At 67.8% G+C, this 20,002-nt stretch carries 21 protein-coding genes; 5 read left to right on the forward strand and 16 right to left on the reverse strand.

All coding sequences use genetic code 11. The features are described from left to right. Nucleotides 1–164: 164 nt before the first annotated feature. The 12 genes from flgL to BMY69_RS07815 form a co-directional block, all read right to left on the reverse strand. Complete coding sequence (flgL, locus tag BMY69_RS07760; RefSeq protein WP_090176745.1) at nucleotides 165–1,361, reverse strand: flagellar hook-associated protein FlgL; 1,197 nt, start codon at nucleotides 1,359–1,361, stop codon at nucleotides 165–167. Nucleotides 1,362–1,363: 2 nt separating this feature from the next. Continuing rightward, on the reverse strand, nucleotides 1,364–3,238 hold the full coding sequence (gene flgK / locus BMY69_RS07765; RefSeq protein WP_090176748.1) for a flagellar hook-associated protein FlgK: 1,875 nt from the start codon (nucleotides 3,236–3,238) through the stop codon (nucleotides 1,364–1,366). A 27-nt stretch (nucleotides 3,239–3,265) separates the two neighbouring features. Beyond that, nucleotides 3,266–4,261: a flagellar assembly peptidoglycan hydrolase FlgJ gene (gene flgJ, locus BMY69_RS07770; protein WP_090176751.1), complete on the reverse strand. Its 996-nt coding sequence runs from the start codon at nucleotides 4,259–4,261 to the stop codon at nucleotides 3,266–3,268. Nucleotide 4,262: 1 nt separating this feature from the next. Next, nucleotides 4,263–5,378 carry a flagellar basal body P-ring protein FlgI gene (locus tag BMY69_RS07775; protein ID WP_090176988.1) on the reverse strand — a complete coding sequence of 372 codons (1,116 nt, stop codon included), beginning with the start codon at nucleotides 5,376–5,378 and terminating at the stop codon, nucleotides 4,263–4,265. 8 nt (nucleotides 5,379–5,386) lie between these two features. After that, on the reverse strand, nucleotides 5,387–6,067 hold the full coding sequence (gene flgH / locus BMY69_RS07780) for a flagellar basal body L-ring protein FlgH (RefSeq protein WP_090052077.1): 681 nt from the start codon (nucleotides 6,065–6,067) through the stop codon (nucleotides 5,387–5,389). Nucleotides 6,068–6,075: 8 nt separating this feature from the next. Continuing rightward, a complete protein-coding gene (gene flgG / locus BMY69_RS07785; RefSeq protein ID WP_090052075.1) occupies nucleotides 6,076–6,861 on the reverse strand; it encodes a flagellar basal-body rod protein FlgG in 786 nt (261 codons plus the stop codon). A gap of 63 nt (nucleotides 6,862–6,924) precedes the next feature. Then, complete coding sequence (flgF, locus tag BMY69_RS07790) at nucleotides 6,925–7,665, reverse strand: flagellar basal-body rod protein FlgF (protein ID WP_090176753.1); 741 nt, start codon at nucleotides 7,663–7,665, stop codon at nucleotides 6,925–6,927. A gap of 57 nt (nucleotides 7,666–7,722) precedes the next feature. Then, a complete protein-coding gene (flgE, locus tag BMY69_RS07795) occupies nucleotides 7,723–8,949 on the reverse strand; it encodes a flagellar hook protein FlgE (protein ID WP_090176756.1) in 1,227 nt (408 codons plus the stop codon). Between the two features lie 19 nt (nucleotides 8,950–8,968). Further along, nucleotides 8,969–9,613, reverse strand: a complete 645-nt coding sequence (locus BMY69_RS07800; RefSeq protein WP_090052069.1) for a flagellar hook assembly protein FlgD — start codon at nucleotides 9,611–9,613, stop codon at nucleotides 8,969–8,971. 10 nt (nucleotides 9,614–9,623) lie between these two features. Continuing rightward, on the reverse strand, nucleotides 9,624–10,037 hold the full coding sequence (flgC, locus tag BMY69_RS07805; protein WP_090052067.1) for a flagellar basal body rod protein FlgC: 414 nt from the start codon (nucleotides 10,035–10,037) through the stop codon (nucleotides 9,624–9,626). Then, nucleotides 10,034–10,453, reverse strand: coding sequence for a flagellar basal body rod protein FlgB (flgB, locus tag BMY69_RS07810; protein ID WP_090052066.1), 420 nt, complete (start codon nucleotides 10,451–10,453; stop codon nucleotides 10,034–10,036). Before flgB ends, flgC begins: the two co-directional genes overlap by 4 nt. A gap of 184 nt (nucleotides 10,454–10,637) precedes the next feature. Next, a complete protein-coding gene (locus BMY69_RS07815) occupies nucleotides 10,638–11,555 on the reverse strand; it encodes a chemotaxis protein (RefSeq protein ID WP_090176759.1) in 918 nt (305 codons plus the stop codon). 153 nt (nucleotides 11,556–11,708) lie between these two features. Between BMY69_RS07815 and BMY69_RS19760 the strand changes: the two genes are divergently transcribed. The 5 genes from BMY69_RS19760 (at nucleotide 11,709) to BMY69_RS07840 (ending at nucleotide 15,898) form a co-directional block, all read left to right on the forward strand. Beyond that, entirely contained in the window at nucleotides 11,709–13,016 is a 1,308-nt protein-coding gene (locus tag BMY69_RS19760) for a methyl-accepting chemotaxis protein (RefSeq protein ID WP_090176761.1), read from the forward strand. After that, nucleotides 13,013–13,714: a flagellar basal body P-ring formation chaperone FlgA gene (flgA, locus tag BMY69_RS07825; protein WP_090176764.1), complete on the forward strand. Its 702-nt coding sequence runs from the start codon at nucleotides 13,013–13,015 to the stop codon at nucleotides 13,712–13,714. Before BMY69_RS19760 ends, flgA begins: the two co-directional genes overlap by 4 nt. A 106-nt stretch (nucleotides 13,715–13,820) precedes the next feature. Next, a complete protein-coding gene (flgM, locus tag BMY69_RS07830; protein WP_090052061.1) occupies nucleotides 13,821–14,129 on the forward strand; it encodes a flagellar biosynthesis anti-sigma factor FlgM in 309 nt (102 codons plus the stop codon). Further along, nucleotides 14,126–14,569 (forward strand): flagella synthesis protein FlgN, encoded by a 444-nt coding sequence (locus BMY69_RS07835; RefSeq protein ID WP_090052059.1) that lies wholly within the window; start codon nucleotides 14,126–14,128, stop codon nucleotides 14,567–14,569. The genes flgM and BMY69_RS07835 overlap by 4 nt, the downstream gene beginning before the upstream one ends. A gap of 54 nt (nucleotides 14,570–14,623) precedes the next feature. Beyond that, nucleotides 14,624–15,898, forward strand: a complete 1,275-nt coding sequence (locus BMY69_RS07840) for an EAL and HDOD domain-containing protein (RefSeq protein WP_090052058.1) — start codon at nucleotides 14,624–14,626, stop codon at nucleotides 15,896–15,898. Between the two features lie 4 nt (nucleotides 15,899–15,902). On the opposite strand, the gene BMY69_RS07845 is transcribed toward BMY69_RS07840, so the two are convergent. From BMY69_RS07845 to ggt, 4 genes are read right to left on the reverse strand one after another with little or no spacing between them, the layout of a single operon-like run. Further along, on the reverse strand, nucleotides 15,903–16,313 hold the full coding sequence (locus BMY69_RS07845; protein WP_090176767.1) for an MAPEG family protein: 411 nt from the start codon (nucleotides 16,311–16,313) through the stop codon (nucleotides 15,903–15,905). 11 nt (nucleotides 16,314–16,324) lie between these two features. Continuing rightward, the gene (locus tag BMY69_RS07850; protein ID WP_255364491.1) at nucleotides 16,325–17,377 is read right to left on the reverse strand and encodes a TMEM43 family protein; all 1,053 of its coding nucleotides are present in this window, start codon (nucleotides 17,375–17,377) and stop codon (nucleotides 16,325–16,327) included. A gap of 10 nt (nucleotides 17,378–17,387) precedes the next feature. Next, nucleotides 17,388–18,251: an MBL fold metallo-hydrolase gene (locus BMY69_RS07855; RefSeq protein WP_090176770.1), complete on the reverse strand. Its 864-nt coding sequence runs from the start codon at nucleotides 18,249–18,251 to the stop codon at nucleotides 17,388–17,390. A 10-nt stretch (nucleotides 18,252–18,261) separates the two neighbouring features. Then, entirely contained in the window at nucleotides 18,262–19,962 is a 1,701-nt protein-coding gene (ggt, locus tag BMY69_RS07860; protein ID WP_090176773.1) for a gamma-glutamyltransferase, read from the reverse strand. Nucleotides 19,963–20,002 lie beyond the last annotated feature (40 nt).

Genomic DNA, 20,002 nt, shown 5'->3' on the forward strand with positions numbered 1-20,002 from the left:
CCGGCCGCTGTCAGGGTTATTTATCGGCACACCCGGCGAGGGGTTTAGGCCTTTTTTCAAGGAATGCAATGCCGCAATACGGCAAGGTCGAGGCCTACCCGGCGCCTATAAAAAAAGGCGGCCCTAAGGCCGCCCCAAGCACGTCGCCGCGCGTCTCGACGTTCTTATTTGAGGTAATTGAACAGCGTGAGGCCCTGCATCTTCACGAAGGCCTGCTGCGCGGCATTGAGTGCCGTCTGCTGCTGCGCGAACTTGCTCGACGCACTGGCGTAGTCGAGCTCGGTGAGGTTCGACAGCGTGCTGGCGTACTGCAGGCTGACGTCCGCGCCGATCTGCGTCTGCTGATCGAGCGTGTTCATGCGCGCGCCGATCTTCGTGCGCGTGTCGAGAAAACTCGTCGCGGCCTGATCCAGGTTCTGCAGCTGCGCGTTGATCTGGTTGTTCATCGGGGCGCCACCACCCGGTGTCTCGAACGCGGCGATGATGCCAGCCACCGTCGAGAAGACGTCCTGCGATGACGACGGCGCGACGGCGAAGGTATCGCCCGTCGCGGGCGTGCCCGTGAGGTTGAGCTGCGTACCCTTGAAATTGATGGTGCCGGTTTCGCCGGTGTAGGTGCCGGTGGAGACGGGTGGCAGCGTCGCATCGGTCGCATCGCGCACTTCGTACGTGGTCGGCGACGTGAACGTGATCGAATACTTGCCGCCATCCCACGCGGAGGCGTCGGTCACCGATGTCGCGCCCACCACCGCGGTACCGGTATTGGCCGCGCCCGCCGACGTGATGAAGGTGCCGTTGCCGCCACGGATCTGCATGAAGACGTCCGAACCGCTGTCGCCCGTCGCCACCTGCATGCCGGCCGCTGCGGCGACCATGCGCTGGTTCTGGTCGCCGCCATAGCTGACGCTGAGGTCGTCGATCGTGAAGGGCTGCGTACTGGTCCGGCTGCCGGCGAAAATGTACTCGCCCTGCCCGTCGCGGGTGTTGGCGAGGGCCACGAGTTGCTTGAGCGTCTGGCGCAGCTCGGTGGCGATGGACTGACGCGACTCGTTGGTCTGCGTGCCGTTCATGCCCTCGAGCGTGATCGAGCGGATGCGATCGAGGATGTCGCCCGCGGAGTTCAGTGCCTGCTCCTCGGTCGACAGGCGCGACGTCGCGGACTGGATGTTGCGCGTGTACTGGTCGTTCTGCGCGGCGGCGGAACTGGTATCCACCGCGCGCGCGGCGGCGGCGGGATTGTCGGAGGGCGACTGGATGGCCTTGCCGTTGCCGAGCGCCAGCTGCGTCTGCGACAGCTGGTACTGGCGATCGAGCATCGTGTTGACCGCCTGCTGCTGGCCCCAGGACGTTGAAATGCGCATCGTCAGCCTCGTACCGCGCTCAGGAGGGAATCGAAAATGGTGTTGGCCGCGTTGATCACCTGCGCCGACGCCGCGTACGCCTGCTGGAAACGAAGCAGGTTGGAGGCCTCTTCGTCCAGGTTGACGCCGGAAAGGCTCTGCTGCGACGCCATGGCCTGATCGAGGATGCTCTGTTGCGCGTCGAGCGCGGTGTTGGCCTGCGCGCCTGCCGTGCCCACCTGGGCGATCAGCTGGCTGTAGGACTTGCCCACCGTCGTGACGCCGTTGTCCAGCACGCCCTTGTTGGCGACGTCCGCCAGCGCGAGCGCGTTCCCGTTGTCGCCGCTGGCCGAACCCGCCGGCTTCACGGAGAACGTGTCGTTAGCGGCAGGAACACCCGACAGCTTTAGCGTCCAGCCGTTTCCGGTGATCGTGTCGCCGTCCGTGTAGTTCTGCAGTGGGCCTCCATTGACCCGGTAGGTGGTGGGCGATTCGAAGACGATATCGACGGGCGTCCTGAAGTTCGGATCCGCGACGTCCGTCACCGTCAGCTTGCCGGGGACGCCCTTGCCCGTATTGGTCGATGCCTTGGTGGCCGCCAGCGGACCGGAGGCCGCGATCTTGTTGGTATCGGACACAACCACGCTGATCGTGGAGGCCGCGTTGCGCGTGGGCTGGATCTGCACGCTGTCGCCGGCCTGCGGGGTACCGGAGGGCACCGTGATCGCGAGGCCGTCGATGAGGATCGGGTCGCCGGGCGCGCCGGTACCCGTGGAAGGCACCGTGACGCCCGCGGTGGTCGACACCACCCACTTGGCACCGTCGTAACGCACGATGTAATCGGAGGCACCGAGCTTGCCGACGTCGGTGACGGTGGCCGTGACCTGCGCGTTGCCCTTGTTGTTGCTGTTGTTGAGCACCGCCGGATCGGCGATGTCGAAGAACTTGCCGCCGGCGTCGCCATTGAGGTCGATGCCCTGCGCGTGCTGCTTGTTGAACGCGTCCGTCATCGCGATCGCCGCGCGCCCGAGCTGGTTCCTCGCTGGATCCAGCACGTTCGTGCGGAAATCGAACGTGGCGCCCAGCGAGCCGGAACCGAGCTGGCTGCTGATGATCGAACCGCTCGGGCCGACCACTTCGAGGCGGGACGCGTCGTACGGGTTGTTGGCGGTGGAGAGCTGGGTGGACGCCGTGCCGTTCACGAGCGGCAGGCCGTTTCCTACCGAGACGGTGACCATGTTGTTGCCGGCATCGCTGACGTTGACGCCGACGATCTGCGAGAGCTGCGAAATCGCCTGGTCGCGCGCGTCGAGAAGGTCGTTCGGCGCCGCGCCGCCGACGGACGCGCGCTGGATCTGGCCGTTGAGGTCCGCGATGCTCTTGGCGAGGCTGTTGATGGAGTCGACGGACGTGCTGATCTGCTGGTTGGTCTGCTTGTCGATCTGCTGGAACTGCGACGACAGCGAGCGGAACGTGGCCACCAGCGTGTTCGCCTTGCCGATCAGCGCCTGGCGGCTCGCCGTGTCGATGGGCGCGTTCGCGACGTCGCTGACCGCGCCGAAGAAACCATCGAGCGCCGTCTGCAGGTTCGCCGAGCCGCTGACCGCATTGTTCGCCGCGGCCGTGAAACCGGCGTACTGCACCGCCCTGCTCTGCCCGGAACTGGCCGACCAGACGGCTTGCGTCAGGAACTGGCTGTACGCGCGCTGGACACTGGTCGCGTCGGCGCCCTGTCCGATGTAGTAGCCGCCGCTGAACTGCGGGGCCCGCGCGTTGAAGGTCGTCGTCTGCCGCGTGTAACCCGCGGTGTTGACGTTGCTGATGTTGTGTCCGACGGTCGACAGGCCGACTTGCGAGGCAAGCAGGCCCGAAATTCCGGTGGAGAGCAGATCGGCCATCGTCGTTATCCTTTACCTTGCGTTCCGTCAGAGGTCTTCGGCGAAGCGTTCCAGCGCCGCGAGCGCCTGCTTCATGACGGGACCGTTGGCGATATCGGTGAGCTTCTTGGCGTAGCTGGGATCGGTCGCGTAGCCGCCCTTGACGAGCGCGTACGCGAAACCGGCCACATCGTCGCCGCGTCCCACGGCCGCCGCGTAGCGGGGACTGCTCGAAACCATGTCGGCGTAATCCTGGAAGGATTCGGACGGCGAGTCGTACGCGCGGAAGCTGTCCTTCCTGCGCACCGCCACGCCGTCTTCGTATTCCAGCGTCGGGACGTTGACGCGCTTGCCGTCCCAGCTGCTGCCCGCCTTGATGCCGAACATGTTGAAGCTGGTGGTGCCGCCCTGGGCGGGCATGTGCTTGCCCCAGCCGGTCTCGAGCGCCGCCTGCGCGAGGAGCGCGCGCACGGAGACGCCGAGCTTCTTCGCCGCCTCGATCGCGTGCGGCGCGAGCTTCTGGACGAAATCCTCGGGGCTGGTCATCTTGCCCACCGCGTTGGCGACCGCGTTGGCTCCCTCGCCGACGGCGCGCCCGGCGCGACCGATCATGCGCTCGAGCGAGTTCATCAGGCCGCTTTCCTGGTCCGACGGCGACGACACCGCGGCCGCCGTGCTGGCGTCGCCGGTGACGCCGGCGAAGAGGTCGGCGGACCCGCCGGTCGACGGCGCGGCGCCGCCGAGCTGGCGGATGAGCATGTCGGCGATACCGATGCCCTTGCCCTGCGACAACGTCAGCGAGAGCTGGTGGTCGAACATGTCGCGGTAGGCCGTGCCGGCCTGCGATCCCATGATGTCGTCGCCCATGGCCGCGCTCGCGTCGCGCATGGACTTCAGCATCATCTGGGTGAAGATCGATTCGAACTGCTTCGCGACGACCGGAAGGGCCGTCTTCGAATCCGTCTGCGCGGCCGAGCGCAGGCCGGCGAACGCGGACATGTCCGTGTAGGTACCGAGCCGCTGGTTGTCGACCGTGATCGCCATGTCAGATCACCACGAGTTCGGCGTGCAGGGCACCGGATTCCTTGAGCGCCTGCAGGATGGAGATGAGGTCGCTCGGCGACGCCCCGACCTGGTTGACCGCTCGCACGATGGCGTCGAGGCTGGTGCCCGGGCCGAACTTGAACATGTGGCCGCCCTCTTCGCTCACGGCGACCTGGCTGCTCGGGACCACCGCCGTCTGCCCGCGGCTGAACGGCGCCGGCTGGCTGACCTGCGGCTGCTCGCTGATCGTGACCTGGATCGCGCCGTGGGCGACCGCGGCCGCCCCGACCTTGACGTCGGAACCGATGACCACCGTGCCGGTGCGCGAATTGACGATGATGCGCGCCGGCGCGTCGCCGGGCGTGACCTCCAGAGCCTGGATCGTCGACAGCCAGGACACGCGCTGCGACGGATCCATCGGCGCGCGCACCGCGACCGAGCCGGAGTCCAGGGCGTTCGCCGTTCCGGCGCCGAAGTTCTGGTTCACGGCCTGCGCGATGCGCGCCGCGGTGGTGAAGTCGGCCGTGTTGAGGTTCAGCATGAGGTCGCCACCCTTGTCGAAGGACGTGGCGACGCTGCGCTCGATGCTCGCGCCACCGGGAATGCGGCCGCTGGCGGAAATGTTCACCTGGACGCTGGAGCCGCTCTTGCCCTGCGCGCTGACGCCGCCGACGACGACGCTGCCCTGGGCGATGGCGTAGACCTGTCCATCGGCGCCCTTGAGGGGCGACATGAGCAGTTCGCCACCGCGGATGCTCTTGGCGTTGCCGATCGAGGCGACGGTGACGTCGATGCGCTGACCGGGCTTGGCGAACGGCGGAAGCTCGGCCGTGATGGTCACGGCCGCGGCGTTCTTCAGCTGCGGGCGGACGTTGGCCGGCACGTTGACGCCGAACTGCTGGAGCATGTTCTCCAGGCTCTGCGTCGTGAAGGGTGCCTGGCTGGTCTGGTCGCCGCTGCCGTCGAGGCCGACCACGAGGCCGTAGCCGATCAGCTGGTTGCTGCGGACGCCGCCAACCTGCACGAGATCGCGGATGCGGTCGGCGTGCGCCGGCACGATGGCGCCGAGCGCGAGCACGGCCGCGACGGTGCGCGCGATGGCGCGGAAGCGATGCATGGCGCTCATCAGAACGGCATCCACTTGGAGTCGAAGAAGCGCGACAGCCAGCCGCGCGTGTTCGAATCGGCGAGCGTGCCCTTGCCCACGTATTCGATACGGGCGTCGGCGACGCGGCTCGACGCGACGATGTTGTCGTTGCCGATGTCCTGCGGACGGACGATGCCCGAGATGCGCACGAGCTCCTCGCCCTGGTTGATCGTGAGCCACTTCTCGCCGCGCACCACGAGGGCGCCGTTGGACAGGCGCTGCGCCACCGTCACGGTGATCTCGCCGGTCAGCTGGTTGCTCTGGCTCGACGCGCCGTCGCCATCGAACGCGTTGTTGCTGGACAGCGCGCTGTCGGCGCTCTTGCCGCCGATGCGCAGACCCTGCCCGAGAATCGTGGGCGATGCGATGTTGTTGCCGTTCTTCTTGCTGGTGCTGGTCGCGGCCTTCTTGCTGGCCTGCGTCGACTCGACCAGCGCGATCGTCAGGATGTCACCGATGCGATGCGCGCGCGGGTCGGCGAACAGCTCCATCGACTGCTGATCGGCATAGATGGACCCGGTGGCGCGCGGCTGCGCGGCGGGCTCTTCGGGAAGCGTCGCCGTATACATCGGCTTCGGCGTGGGCGGCACGATCGCACAGCCCGCGAGCGTGGCGAGCGGCAGCGCGGCGGCGAGAAGGCGGACGAAGAAACGGTTCATGACGTGTCTCAGGTCTTGTTGGAGATGAACTGGAGCATCTGGTCCGCGGCGGAGATCGCTTTCGAATTCATCTCGTAGGCGCGCTGCGTCTCGATCATGTTCACCATCTCCTCGACCACGTTGACGTTCGACGTTTCGAGGGAGTTCTGCTGGATCGTGCCCAGGCCATTGAGCCCGGCCGTACCCGTCTGCGGGGCGCCGCTGGCGGCGGTTTCGAGATAGAGGTTGTCGCCGCGCGGCTCGAGACCCGCGGGGTTGACGAAGTCGGCCAGCTGGATGGTGCCGATCTGCTGCGAGGCCGCGCTGCCGGCCGTCGTCACGCTGACGGTGCCATCCTTGCCGATGCTGATCGTCGACGCGTTGGCGGGAATGGTGATCGCCGGCTCGATCGGATAGCCGTCGTTGGTGACGATCTGGCCGTCCTGGTCGCGCTTGAGGCCACCGTCGCGCGTGTAGCCGACGGTGCCGTCCGGCATCGTCACCTGCAGGAAGCCACGGCCGTCGATGCGGACGTCGAGGGGGTTGTCCGACTGCTGCACGCCGCCCTGCTCGAACATCTTCTGCGTGCCGACCACGCGCACGCCGGTGCCGATCATGAGGCCCGTCGGCGACTGCGTCTGTTCCGTCGTCTGCGCGCCGGCCTGGCCGCGGTTCTGGTAGGCGAGGTCTTCGAACTCCGCGCGCGAGCGCTTGAACGCGGTGGTGTTCGTGTTGGCCAGGTTGTTCGAGACGACGTCCATGCGCGTCTGCTGCGCATCGAGGCCGGTCTTGGCGATCCAGAGGGACGTGAACATCGTTGACTCCTGCGCGTGCGCGCTTGACGTGCCGGCGACGGGTTTCCGTCGCGGCGGCGGTGGTTACCCCACCTGTAGCAATTTCGATGCCGACTGGGCGTTTTCGTCGGCCGTCTTGATCGAGCGAACCTGCATTTCGAACTCGCGGGAGAGCGAAATCATCTTCACGAGCACGTCGGAAGGGTTCACGTTGCTGGCTTCGATGGCGCCGGAGACCACCTTCACGTCGGCGTCGGCCTGGGCCTGGCTGCCGTCCTTCATGTGCATCAGCCCGTCCGATCCGAGGCTGATCTGGTCGTTGCCGGGATTGACGAGCTTGATCCGGTCGGTCGTGGCGACCGTCGCGGGCGATTCGCCCAGCGGCACGATCGAGATCGTTCCGTCCGAGCCGATCTTCACGCTGGAGGCCTGCGGGATGGTGATGGGACCGCCGCCGCCCAGCACCGCGTTGCCGCGCGCGTCGGTCAGGAGGCCCTGGTCGTCGATGCGCAGGTTGCCGGCGCGCGTGTAGCCCTCGGTGCCGTTCGCCGTCTGCACGGCGATCCAGCCGTTGCCCTGCACGGATACGTCGAGGTCGTTGCCGGTCTGCGTCTGGGTGCCCTGCGTGGTATCCCATCCCGTGCCCTGCGCCACGCCGTTGATGCGCGTCTGCAGGCCATCGCCCTGCACCGGCACGCTCTGGAACGCGGACAGCTCCGCCTTGAATCCGGTGGTGTTGGCGTTGGCGAGATTGTGCGCCACTTCGGCCTGCGCCCGCATGATCTGCGTGGCGCCGGTCATCGCGACATATACGGAGCGGTCCATGGCGGGATCCCTGTCTGATGGGCGGTACGCGGCCTGTGCCGCGTACCGCCGTCACGCTTAGTTGCGGATGTTGATGATCGTCTGGGTCAGCTTGTCGTCGGTCGAGATCACCTGCGCGTTCGCCTGGTAGTTGCGCTGCGCCTTGATCATGTTGACCAGCTGGGCCGTGAGGTCCGCCGTGTTGGACGACTCCAGCGAGCCCGCGACCACCGTGCCGACGTCGCCCGAGTTCGCCACGCCACGGATCGGCTGGCCCGACTCCGAGGACGGCACCCAGTTGGTGTCGTTGAGCTGGCGCAGGCCCTGGTTGTTGGCGAACGTCGCGATGGCGACCTGGCCCAGCGGCGTGGTCACGCCGTTCGAATAGATGGCCGAGACGGTGCCGTCCTTCGCCACGTCGATCTTCGAGAACTTGCCGGCGGCGTAACCGTCGGTCGGGGCGGCGGTCGTGGCGAAGGTGTCGCCGAACTGCGTGACCTTGTTCACGTCGATCGTCAGGTCGATCGGGGCCGCGCCCGGATTCGGGGACGCCGCGCCGAAGTTGAGCTTGCCGCCGACCGGCGTGGTGATCGCGCCACCGCTGGTGAACGCGATGGGCTGCGCGCCGCCGACCTGCGTGCCGTCGACGGTCATGTACGCGTTCCACGTGTTCGGGTTGGTCGCGTCCTTCACGTAGTACACGTTGGTGGTGTGCGACGCGCCCAGCGAATCGTAGGCCTGGAACGTGGAGAGGTAGTTGTAGGTCTTGTCGTTCGTCGGATCGAACGCGCCGCCGGTCGGCGCCGTGGCGCTCGACGACAGGTTCGCGGTCAGCGAGACGGTCGAGCTGGCCTTCGCGGGGCTCGTGCCGGTGGTGATCTTCAGGTCGGTGAGCGAGCTCATGTCGAAGCCACCCGAGGCGGTCGGCGGATACGCCTGCACGTACTGGCCCGTGGCCGTGACGATGTTGCCCTTGTCGTCCGGATGGAAGTTGCCCGCTCGCGTGTACGAGTAGCCGGAACCGTCGCGGATCGTGAAGAAGCCCGCGCCGCTGAGCGCGAAATCGTACGAGTTGCCGGTCTGGGTGTTGTTGCCGTCGCTGAACTGCTGGGCGATGTTCGTCAGGCGGACGCCGCTACCGGCCGCGTTGGCCGAGAGGTTCTGTCCCGCCACCGAGTAGACCTGCGAGAACTCGGCGCGCGAGCCCTTGAAGCCGACGGTGTTGACGTTGGCGATGTTGTTCGCGGTGACCTCGAGGTCGGCGGACGCCGCGTTGATGCCGCTGAGGGCGATATCGAAAGGCATGGTGGATTCCTCGCTGTACTTACAGGATTTGCGCGATCTGACTGAGCAGGGCGCCGCCGTAGCCGGCCACCTGCAGGTACGTGCCGTCGGTGCCCGAAGCACCGACGCCTTCCACCTTGCCGCGAACGAACGTGTCGATCGCGGTTCCGCCGGAAGTCGCGGAAAGCTGGTAGACGCCGTCGGCGAGCTGCGTGCCGTCGTCGGACTTGCCGTCCCAGGTGAACTTGACGAGGCCGGCATCCGGCTGGCCGAGCGACATCGTGCGGACGACGTTGCCCGCCTGGTCCTTGATCTGCACGTTGACGTACGTACCGGAATTGCCGACGTTCACGGCGCCGCCGAGCGTGCCATCCGTCAGCTTCGCCGCCTTCGACGGCACCAGCACCTCGGTGCCGACGAGCGACGCCGCGCGCACGAACTGGTCGCCGCTGAGGTTGCTCGCCAGCGAGTCGAACGACTGCTGGAGCTGCTGCGTCGCGGCCACCTGCGAGAACTGCGCCAGCTGGGCGACAGTCTGGGTGGCGTCCATCGGCTTGGTGGGATCCTGGTTGGTCATCTGCGTGACGATGAGCTTGAGGAAATCCGACTGGCTCAGGGTCTGCTGCTGGAGCTGGCTGGACGACGAGGCCGCCGCGCTGCCACTACCGATGGAATCGACTGCCATGGGTTGGTCCTTACTTGCCGAGGTCGAGCGTCTTCTGCATGAGCTGCTTGGCGCTGTTCATGACTTCGACGTTGTTCTGGTAGGAGCGCGACGCGGAGATCATGTTGACCAGCTCGTCGACCGGGTTGACGTTGCTTGAATAGACGTAGCCGCTTTCGTCCGCGAGCGGATTGGAGGGCTCGAAGCGCGACTGGATGGGCGCCTGGCTTTCCGTCACCCCCATCGTGCGCACGCCCGCGTTCTCCATCTGGCCGTTGACCTGCTGCTGCACCGCGGAGAACAGCGGCTGCTTCGCGTGGTAGGCGGCCGCCTCGCTGCTGGCGACGCTGTCGGCGTTGGCCATGTTGCTGGCGGTGGTGTTCAGGCGCGCGGACTGCGCGGCCATGCCGGAGCCGGCGACGTCGAAAATCTTGATCAGGCTCATGAGCTGCTCCCGGTGATCGCAAGACGCATGGTGTGGATCTGGCCGTTGATGAAGCCGAGCGAGGCCTGGTAGTGGATCGCGTTGGCCGCGAACTGCGCCTGCTCGACCTGCGTGTCGACGGTGTTGCCGTCCATGGTGGGCTGGGTCTCGACCCGGTAGGCCATGCGGTCGGCGTCGGCGAGGGCCACCGCGGGATTGCCGCCGATGTGCCCCGACGAGGTCGCGGTCATGGGCAAGGCATTGCCCTCCACGGCGCCGGTCGCCGCGGCCATCACCTTGCGGAAGTCGAGGTCGCGGGCCAGGAAGCCTGGCGTATCGGCGTTGGCGAGGTTCGAGGAGATCACCTCGGCACGGCGCTGCCACAGGCCCAGGGCCTGCGCGTGGACGCCGAACAGCGAATCGGGTTTGTCGAGCATGGGTCCTGCCCCCTCGTGACCTTGGCGAAGAGGCAGGAGCAAGTCGCGTGCCATGCATGCGACGGCCACGAAAAACGGCGCCGTGGCGCCGTTTTCCGGGATCGGGGAGCGGGGTCGAACCGACTGGCGCCGGAATTCCGACGCGCCGTACGCGCTGTGACGACGGTGATCCGTCGCCCGGCGATCAGGCCGGGAGCAGTTCGAGGACGGTCGTCGCCAGGATGTCGGGCTGGAACTTGGCGATGAAGCGGTCGGCGCCGACGCGGTCGACCATCGCCTCGTTGAACACCCCGCTCAGGGAGCTGTGCAGCAGGACCTTCAGATGACGCAGCTGCGCGTCGTCGCGGATGGCGCGCGTGAGGGCGTAGCCGTCCATCAGGGGCATTTCGATGTCGGACACGACCAGCGCCACGCGCTCGTCGACCGGGCCCATGGCCAGGGTGCCGAGCACGTCCAGGCCTTCACGGCCGTCCTTCGCCACCACGCACTCGAGGTCCATCTTGCGGAACAGGTCGACCAGCTGCGTGCGTGCCACGAGGGAATCGTCGACCACCAGCACCCGGCGGTTGCGCGCGTGCTGGACCACGGCGGCCTGCTGGATGCGGTCCGAGAGCTCGACCGCCTGGGGGTCGACGCTCGCCAGCACCTGCTCCACGTCGACCACCGCGAGGAGGTCGCCATCGAGCCGCGTGACGGCGTTGACGCGGGCGCCGTAACCCAGCGCGGCGGGCGGCGCCGTCATGTTGGCACCGTCGACATGCACGATGCGGTCGACGTCGGACACCAGAAAACCCTGCACCGAGCGATTGAACTCGGTCACGATCAGGTGCGCCGTCTCCACCGCGGCGAGCGGTGGGTAGCCCATGGCGGCCGCGAGGTCGATCACGGGAATGGTGTTGCCGCGGTAGTCGAAGCTGCCCGCGACCAGCGCGTGCATGCTCGGCATGCGCTCCAGCCGCGGCCGGCGCAGCACTTCGCGCACCTTGAAGACGTTGATGCCGAAGGCCTGGCCGTCGCCCAGGCGGAACAGCAGCATCGCCACGCGGTTGTGCCCGGCCAGCCGGGTGAAGGTTTCGACGGTGTCGAGGAGCGGTCGGGCCATGGCTGCGCGGCGTCTGCGGATGGTGTCGCGAACCGTATCGGCCAGCCGGCGCGTTTCTGTAGCCGGGCCGTGGCATGTGGATTGCATGGCTCAAGATGTCACGCCCCCTGACGATCTACTGGGGCGACCACTAAAACAAGCGAAAGCGAAGCCATGACCCTCCTCTGGAGCCAGCACGTCCGTCTCATCGCCCACGCGGCCGCCAGCGGCGACGCCGCGCGCGTCCGTGCGCTGTCCGCCCAGTACCCGGCGGCCGCCAGCGCGCTCGGCGCGCTGCTCAAGCCCGCGGAACCGCGCACCGTGGCGGCGACCACCATCCAGGCGATCGAGCAGCAGGGGATGGTCCTGACGAACGCGCAGGCGCTCGGCGCGACGCTGCAGGAACTCGGCGCGGCCGTCGAGGGCGCCCGCGATACCGCCGGTCGTTTGACGGAAGCCGGCGCCAGGATTTCGACGGCCATCGACCAGGCCCACGCGGGCGTGGCCGGCATGGCCGACGCCGGCGGCCAGGGTCAGGCGACCTCGGCCGAACTCGACGGCCAGCTGCGTCTTCTGCGGAGCGCCCTGTCGGGCATGAGCCGCAACCACGCGCAGTTCTCCGAATACTTCACGGCCATCCGCAAGCTGACGGCCACGGTGCAGGACATCGCGCACCAGACCAACCTCGTCGCGCTGAACGCCGCGATCGAGGCGGCCCGCGCCGGCGAGGCCGGCCGTGGGTTCGCGGTCGTGGCCGACGAGGTCAAGCAGCTGGCCGAGAAGACCACGCAGGCCACCGCGGAGATCGACCAGGTCACGCAGGCGGTCGGCGAATTCGCCGGTCACCTGGACGACGCGGTCCAGACCAGCCTTCGCCGCCTCGACCAGTCCCAGGCGGGCATCGCGGGCATGCAGGCCTCACTGGGGCGCGTCGACGACGCGGTCCGCGGCGCCCGTGGCAGCCTCGACGCCGCCCGCGAAGGCATGTCCGCCCTCACGGGCCGTGTCGCCACCATCCAGTCGACGCAGGCCTCGCTGGGCCGTGTCACCAACGAGGCACGCCGTCAGGCCGACGCCGCCGCGCGCGCCGCGGTGCTCGCGCACCGGCTCGGCCTCGCCCGCCTGGAAACGGAAGGCAATCTCGACGCCGCCAGCCTCAGCCAGATGATCCGCGAAGCGAGCCAGGGCCTGCGCTACGCGCTCGAGCTCGCCTCGCGCGATCCGTCGGGCCTCGATCGTCGCTGGCTCGATACCACGCCGCTGATGCGCTGCATCGACCAGCTGCGCGCGTTGCGCCCGGACGGCACGGCCGATGGCGTCCGGGCCGCCGGCGAGCGCTTCTCCGTACTCGCATCGCAGTACGCGATCACGCTCGGCGAAGGGCGTCACGCCGACGCCAGCCATATGCTTCCGGGCCTGACGCGCGAGCTCGACGCCATCGCCCAGGGCCTCTCCGCCTCGCTCGCGGAGCGCGCGGCGTGATCCATCGTCTCCTCGCCGCCGGCGTCGTGCTTCCCGCGCTGCTCGCCTGCCCGCTTCCCGCGGCGGCGACGCAGTCGCTGGACGCCGTGCGCGCGCTGGCGGTGGACTGGCTGCAGGCGAACCGCAATCTTCCCGGTGCCCGCATGACTGCAGAAGCCGGTCCGCTCGACAACCGCCTGCGCCTGGCGGATTGCGCCGCCCCGTTGCAGGCGTCGCTGCCGGGCAACCGCCCGCTGGGCGCGCGTGCCAGTGTCGTCGTGCGCTGCCCGGTGCCCGGCGGCTGGACCGTCCGCGTGCCGGTCAAGGTGCAGATGTTCGCGAGCGTGCTGGTCACCAGCCGCCCGCTGGCGCGGGGCGACGGTCCGGGCGCGGCCGACGTGCATAGCGAGGAGCGCGACGTCGCCAGCCTCGCCTATGGCTACATCGCCAGCCTCGACCAGATCGGCGGCCGCGCACTTGCTCGGCCATTGAACGCGGGCACCGTCCTGACCCCTGGCATGCTGGCCGGACGCCAGGCCGTGCGTATCGGCGACGCGGTGAGCATGGAAGCCACCGTCGACGGCGTCACCATCCGTGCCGAGGGCGTCGCGATGGGCGCCGGCGACGCGGGCGCACGACTCAAGGTCCGCAACGCGTCGTCGGGCAAGGTGCTCGACGCCGTGGTCAGCGGACCCGGGGTGGTCGCGGTACTGCCCTGAACGAAACAGCGACACGGTCACATTCCCCGGCCCCGGGCCGGTTAAAGTTCGCCGACAGGCTGCCGTTAAAGGGTCTGACGGAACACAAGCTCCGAGGGAAACACCCATGACGACGACGATCAAACCCGGCATCCAGGCTCCCCAGCCGCAGGTGCAGCTGCGCACCCAGAATCCCGCGACCGGTTCCGCCGGTTCGGCGCAGGGCGCCGCCACGGTTCGTCCGACCGACGACAGCGTCAGCATCACCGATTCGGCCAAGGCGCTCGACGCCGCCAGCCGCGGCGAAGGCATCGACACGAAGCGCGTGGACGAAATCCGCGCCCGCCTCGCCGACGGCACGTACAAGCCCGACGCCCAGGCCATCGCCAGCAAGTTTCTCGCGCTGGAAGGCCAGATGGGTAGCGGCAAGGCATGAGCGCAGCGCACGGCGCCGATTTCGATGCCGCGCTGGTCGCCGTGATGGGCGACCTGGCGCGTGACATCGACGCCCTGCACGCCTGCCTCATCGAAGAACGCCTCGCGCTCGACGCCACGGATCCGCAGGCGCTCGACGCCGCGACCCGCGCGAAGGGCGAGCTGCTCGACCGCATCGAATCGCTCGACGTCGAGCGCCGCCAACTCAGCGAGGCGGCCAGTCTCGACAGCCTCGCCGACGCGCGCTGGGTCGTCGTCTTCGAGCGCCTTCGCGAATGCAGGCAGCTCAACGAAACCAACGGCCGCATCGTCGGCCAGCGCATCGGTCACGTGCGCCAGGCATTGGCCCTGATATCGGGCGATTCGCCCGGTGGATCGACTTACGGCCGCAACGGAGAGGCGAAGATAAACCTCCGTTCCGCGACGCTTGCACAGGTCTGATCCCGACAGAACAGCGACAATCAAGCTCACCCAAGACGGCGCAAGAAGGAAGCAATGGCAGCAACTCCCCAGCCGACAGCGGTGAACGACGACGGCATCCTTCCGATCGTCCGCATTCCCATCCTCGACAAGAAGCAGTCGCTGTTCGCCTACGAACTGCTCTTTCCGCGCCCGGTCGGCAGCGACATCGACGCCGCCTCCCTCGCACATACCCAGGCCACCCTGAGCGCCATCGCCGACGGCAGCCTCAAGCGCCTGGTCCGAGACAACCGCGCGTTCCTGCACATGTCCCGCGACCTGCTCATGGAGCACGCGGACATCCTCCGCCACAACGCGCGTCTCGGCGCCAGCATCAGCGCCGACGTCGGTCTCGACGAACAGCTGCTGGCGAAACTGCGCGAGCTGAAGGGGCACGGCTGCCTGTTCATGCTCGAGGACTTTAACCTCCCCGCCGATCCCGAGCATCGCGCCGGCGTCGACGCGCTGCTGCGCATCGTCCAGTTCGCCAAGATCGCGGTGGATCACCGCCATCCCGTCGCCGCGCGCGCACACATGGATTACGTCCACGCGTTCGGCGTGAAGGTGATCGTGACCGGCATCGACACGCACGAGACGTTCGTCGACTACGCCGACCAGGACGTCGATGGGTTCCAGGGCAAGTACCTGCTGCGTCCGGAACGCGTGGACATGCCACGCCTCACGCCGAGCAAGCTGGGCGTGCTGCGTCTCATGGGTGCGCTGCAGGATCCCGACAACGGTCCCGTCGAACTGGGCAAGATCATCCGCGACGACGCGATCCTCAGCTACAAGCTGCTCGGCTGCGTCAACTCCGCGTATTTCGCCCTGCCCCGCCAGCTCAAGTCCGTGGAACAGGCGGCCGTGTTCTTCGGCGTCAACCGCATGCGCAACTGGATCTTCACCATGGCCGTCTCGGGCATGGACGAACGTCCGCCCGAACTGCTCCGCCTCGCCCTCATTCGCGCGCACATGTGCGAGAAGCTCGCGCGTGCCATCAAGCCCGAGCTCCAGGAAATGGCGTTCACCGCCGGCCTGTTCTCGCTGCTCGACACGCTGATGAACGCCTCGATGTCCTACGTGCTCGAACACCTGCCGCTGGCGATCGAGATCCGCGAAGCGCTCCTGGACGGCACCGGACCCTTCGCCGCGATCCTCGACCAGATCCGCCATTGGGAGCAGGGCGAGCTTGAGAACGGCTCGACGCTCGACGAGGAACACGTGGCCAAGATGGCCACGGTGTACGTCGAGGCGGCCAGCTGGGCCGACCACGTCTACGCGTTCGCGGACGGCACGCAGACGGCGGAAGCCTGAGCGGTCAGACCCCGGACGCGGTGATCACGTGGATCACCAGGTATTGCCAGACGAGCAGCAATGCCATCGCCACCATGGCCAACAGGGTCAGGGCCGCGCCGATGGCGCGGCCCGCCGAGATCCCGGGTGAGCGCGACAGACCGAACGCGTGCAGCAGTCGCGCGACGATGAGCGCGATACCGAAGACATGCAGCAACAGCGGCATGGTCTGGTTGAGTTCGAGGATCAGCAGCAGGATCAGCGCCAGCGGGATGTACTCGATGGCATTGCCATGACTGCGGACCGCGCATGCCACCGTCCGGTCGCCGCCGTCGCCAAGGCCGATGCTGGTTCGCTTGCGCAGGAGCATGACGCGAACCGCCAGGCCCAGCGTGATGAGCACCAGCAATGCCGCATACAGTCCGGTGATACGCATGGACGACTCCCTCAGTGAACCTGCGCGGTGCGTTGTTGCACCCGCCAGATGGCGAGGCCTGCACCGAGTACCGCGAAAAGCAGCCAGACGCTGGCGGCCATGGCGTCGCCGGCGAGCCACATGACGCCTGCGACCGCCGACACGACGACAGCACCGATACCCAGGGCGAACAACGCGTCGCGTCGCATCCGGCCGGTGAGCGCGAGCAGCAGCGCGCCAGTGCTCGAGAGCAAGAAGGCGATGACGCGCAGCGGAAGCACGGCCTGCGGCGGCTCGGGAAGCGCCGGCACCACCTCCAGCAGGCTGCGTTCGCCGACCTGCACGTCGAATCCGGCGTCGCCCTCCTTCGCGGGCGCGGGGATCAGCGTGTCGCCGTCGATCCGGGCGAGCACGGTCATCGACTGCAGGGGAACAGCCTCCCAGCTGACGCGCAGGTCGCCCAGTCGCGGATGCGCGGGTTTGGCGCTGGTGACCAGCGCATCGTCCACGCGCTGGAACGTCGCGGCCAGATTGGCGGGCAATGTCTTTTCGTCCGGCGCCACGGTGGTACGGCCAGGGAATGCGCGGAGAATCTTCTCCGACAGTCTGAAATTGCCGAGCTTCACTTCGCCTGCCTCGAACTGCCTGCCCTGGATGGGGAAAGCGCCCGGGTTCACGTGGCCGGCCGGCCGGGCGAACGTCGAGGCATCGATCGGACGATCGACCCAGTCGAGCTCGTAATGCGTGGCACCGCCGACGGTGATTTCGCGCCACTGGAACATTTCGACATGGCGGACCAGGATCGGGGTGTCCGCGCGCACGTTGAATTCCGGGTCACGCGGCGCATCGACGATCTGCGGCATGCCGCTCACGCGCGTCTGCGAGCCGTACTGTCCGGCGGCCGGTCGGCCGGCGGCACCGAGATCGAGCACCGGCGCGCCATGCCGCTGGATCGCGGCGGCGTAATCCATCACCCGGCGCTCGTTCCACGCGATGAGGCCCAGCCCCGCGAGCAACAGCACGGCGCCCGCGAGGCGCGTGCCCCAGGCCATGCCGCCATGCTTCACCTTGTACGTCGACGTCATCCTGCCCCCGTCATGCGCCGGCGCGGGCCTCTAGCCCGTCCAGCCTATCCAGCGTATCGACCGCCGTGTAGCGGCCTTTAGCATCCTTTTCCACCGCCGCGAGCGCGCAGCCATGATCGTGCGTGAAAAAAAGCCTCACGCCCCGGGCCATCTTGTCGTCAAGGAATGTCTTTTTCTCGTCGATGAGTTTTTCCGGCCAGCGGTCGTATCCCATCGTCACCGGCAGGTGCACCCACGCACGCCCCGGAATGAGGTCGGCGCAGAAGACCACGCCACCCACCTCGGCGAGCATCAGTCCGGGCGTATGCCCTTCCGAAAATTCGAAGCGCACGGCATCGCCCAGCGACGACGGGACGCCGGCCTCGACCCGTTCCAGCCGTCCGCTCTCCTCGAGCAGGCGGATGATGTCCGGGATGAACGAGGCCCGGTCGCGCGGGTGCGGATCGCGCGCTCGCGCCCAGTGTTCCGCGCCCACCAGGAAGCGCGCATTGGGAAACAGCAGCCGCGGTGCCTCGCCCTCCGCCCATGGCGCGAGCAGTCCGCCGGCGTGATCGAAGTGCAGGTGCGAGAGCACCACGGCGTCGATGTCCTCGTGCGACAGGCCTGCCCCGGCGAGCGAATCGAGCAACACATGCCGATCCTCCACCACGCCGTAGCGCTCGCGCATCGCAGGTTCGAAGAAGGCGCCGATACCGGTTTCGAACAGCACGTTGCGCCCGTCGAGACCGGTCACCAGCAAACAGCGGCAGGCCAGCGGGATGCGATTGTGTTCGTCCGGCGCGATCCAGCGGGACCACATCGCGCGCGGCGCGTTGCCGAACATGGCGCCGCCGTCCAGCTGCTGGGAATTGCCGATCAAGGACCAGAGTTTCATCGCGACGACCTTATTGCACCTTGCCCAGACCGGACGGACGGCGCGGATCGCTCGCGGCATCCAGCGTGTTCGTCCGGTGATCCCACGTGACCACGTTCATGAAGCCCCAGGGCGAGCGGTTGCGCAGCACGTGTCCCATGTCGACCAGCGTCTTCGTCGTCGCTGCGTCGAACACGCCGTCTTCCACGTCGACGCGGTCCGGGAGGTACTGGTGGTGGTAGCGCTTCTGCGCCGTGATCTCGGAGGCGCTCTTGCCGTCCACGAAAGCGAGAATGCCTTCGAGCACCTGCGTGATGATCGTCGAACCGCCTGGCGAGCCGATGACGGCCGTGCGGTTCGCGCCCAGCACGAAGCTCGGCGACATCGACGACAGCATCCGCTTGCCCGGCTCGGGCGCGTTCGCGAGCGCGCCGCGCAGACCGAACGCGTTCGGCTGGCCCGGCACGAGCGCGAAGTCGTCCATCTCGTCGTTCAGCACCACGCCCGTGCCCTTCGCGACGAACGCCGAACCGAACTCGAGGTTCACGGTCAGCGTCGACGCGACCATGTTGCCGTCGGCATCGATCACCGAGAAGTGGGTCGTGTGCATGCCCGGCTCCGGCGCCATGGACGTCGGCAGCAGGTCGGAGGGCGTGGCCTTGTCCGGCGAGATGGTGGCGCGCAGCCCGTCGGCGTAATGGCGCGACAGCAGCATGTCGAGCGGCATCTTCACGAAATCAGGGTCGCCCAGGTATTCGTTGTGATCGCGGAACGCGCGCCGCATCGCTTCGATGGTGAGGTGCGTCGAATGCGCGAGGTCCATCTTCGTGAGGTCGAAACCCGAGAGGATGTTGAGGATTTCCGCGATGGCGACGCCACCCGACGACGGCGGCGGCGCGGTGACGATGCGGTAGCCCTTGTAGTCGACCGTGAGCGGCTCGCGCTCCTTCACCTTGTAGGCTTCCAGGTCCGCGGCCGTCCAGTTGCCACCGGCCTCGCGCGAGGCGGAGACCAGCAGCTTCGCGGTTTCGCCCTTGTAGAAGCCGTCCGCGCCCTTCGCGGCGATGCGCTCGAGCGTCTTCGCGAGGTCCGGCTGGCGCAGCGTCCAGCCCTGCGCCGGCACCTTGCCATCCGGCAGATAAAGGGCGGCGGAGGCGGGATAACGCGCCAGCGTGTCCTTGCGGTCGTCGATCGCACCGAGGAAACGCTTGTCGGGCTGGAAGCCTTCCTTCGCGATGCGGATCGCGGGCGCGAGCGACACCGACAGCGGCAGCTTGCCGTAGTGCTCCGCCATCCACGCGAGGCCGGCGGGCTCGCCAGGAATGCCGGCCGACAACGGTCCGTTGGTCGACACGTCGCGGTTCGGCTTGCCGTCCTTGCCGACGTACACCTTCATGTCGACGGCTTTCGGCGCGGTCTCGCGTGCGTCGATGAAGACGTCGCGCTTGTCGGACGCCCGGTGCAGCAGCGCCATGAAGCCACCGCCGATGCCGGAACTCTGCTGTTCGACGACCGCGAGGGTCGACGAGACCGCGATCGCGGCATCGAACGCGTTGCCGCCCTTGGCCAGCACTTCGAAGCCGGCATTGGTCGCGAGGAAATTCGCGCTGGCGATGGCGGCATGGCCGGGACCGCGCGCCGCGGAAAGCGCATCCTGGGCGGCGGCATGTCCGGCGCCGGCGACGAGGAACAGGCTCGCGGCGACGATGCGCCACGACGGGGCATGAACCATGGGGATGGATCTCCGGGAAATATCTTCAACCCCCGAGATT

Origin of the sequence: Luteibacter sp. UNC138MFCol5.1 (assembly GCF_900110505.1) — a bacterium.
GTDB lineage: Bacteria > Pseudomonadota > Gammaproteobacteria > Xanthomonadales > Rhodanobacteraceae > Luteibacter.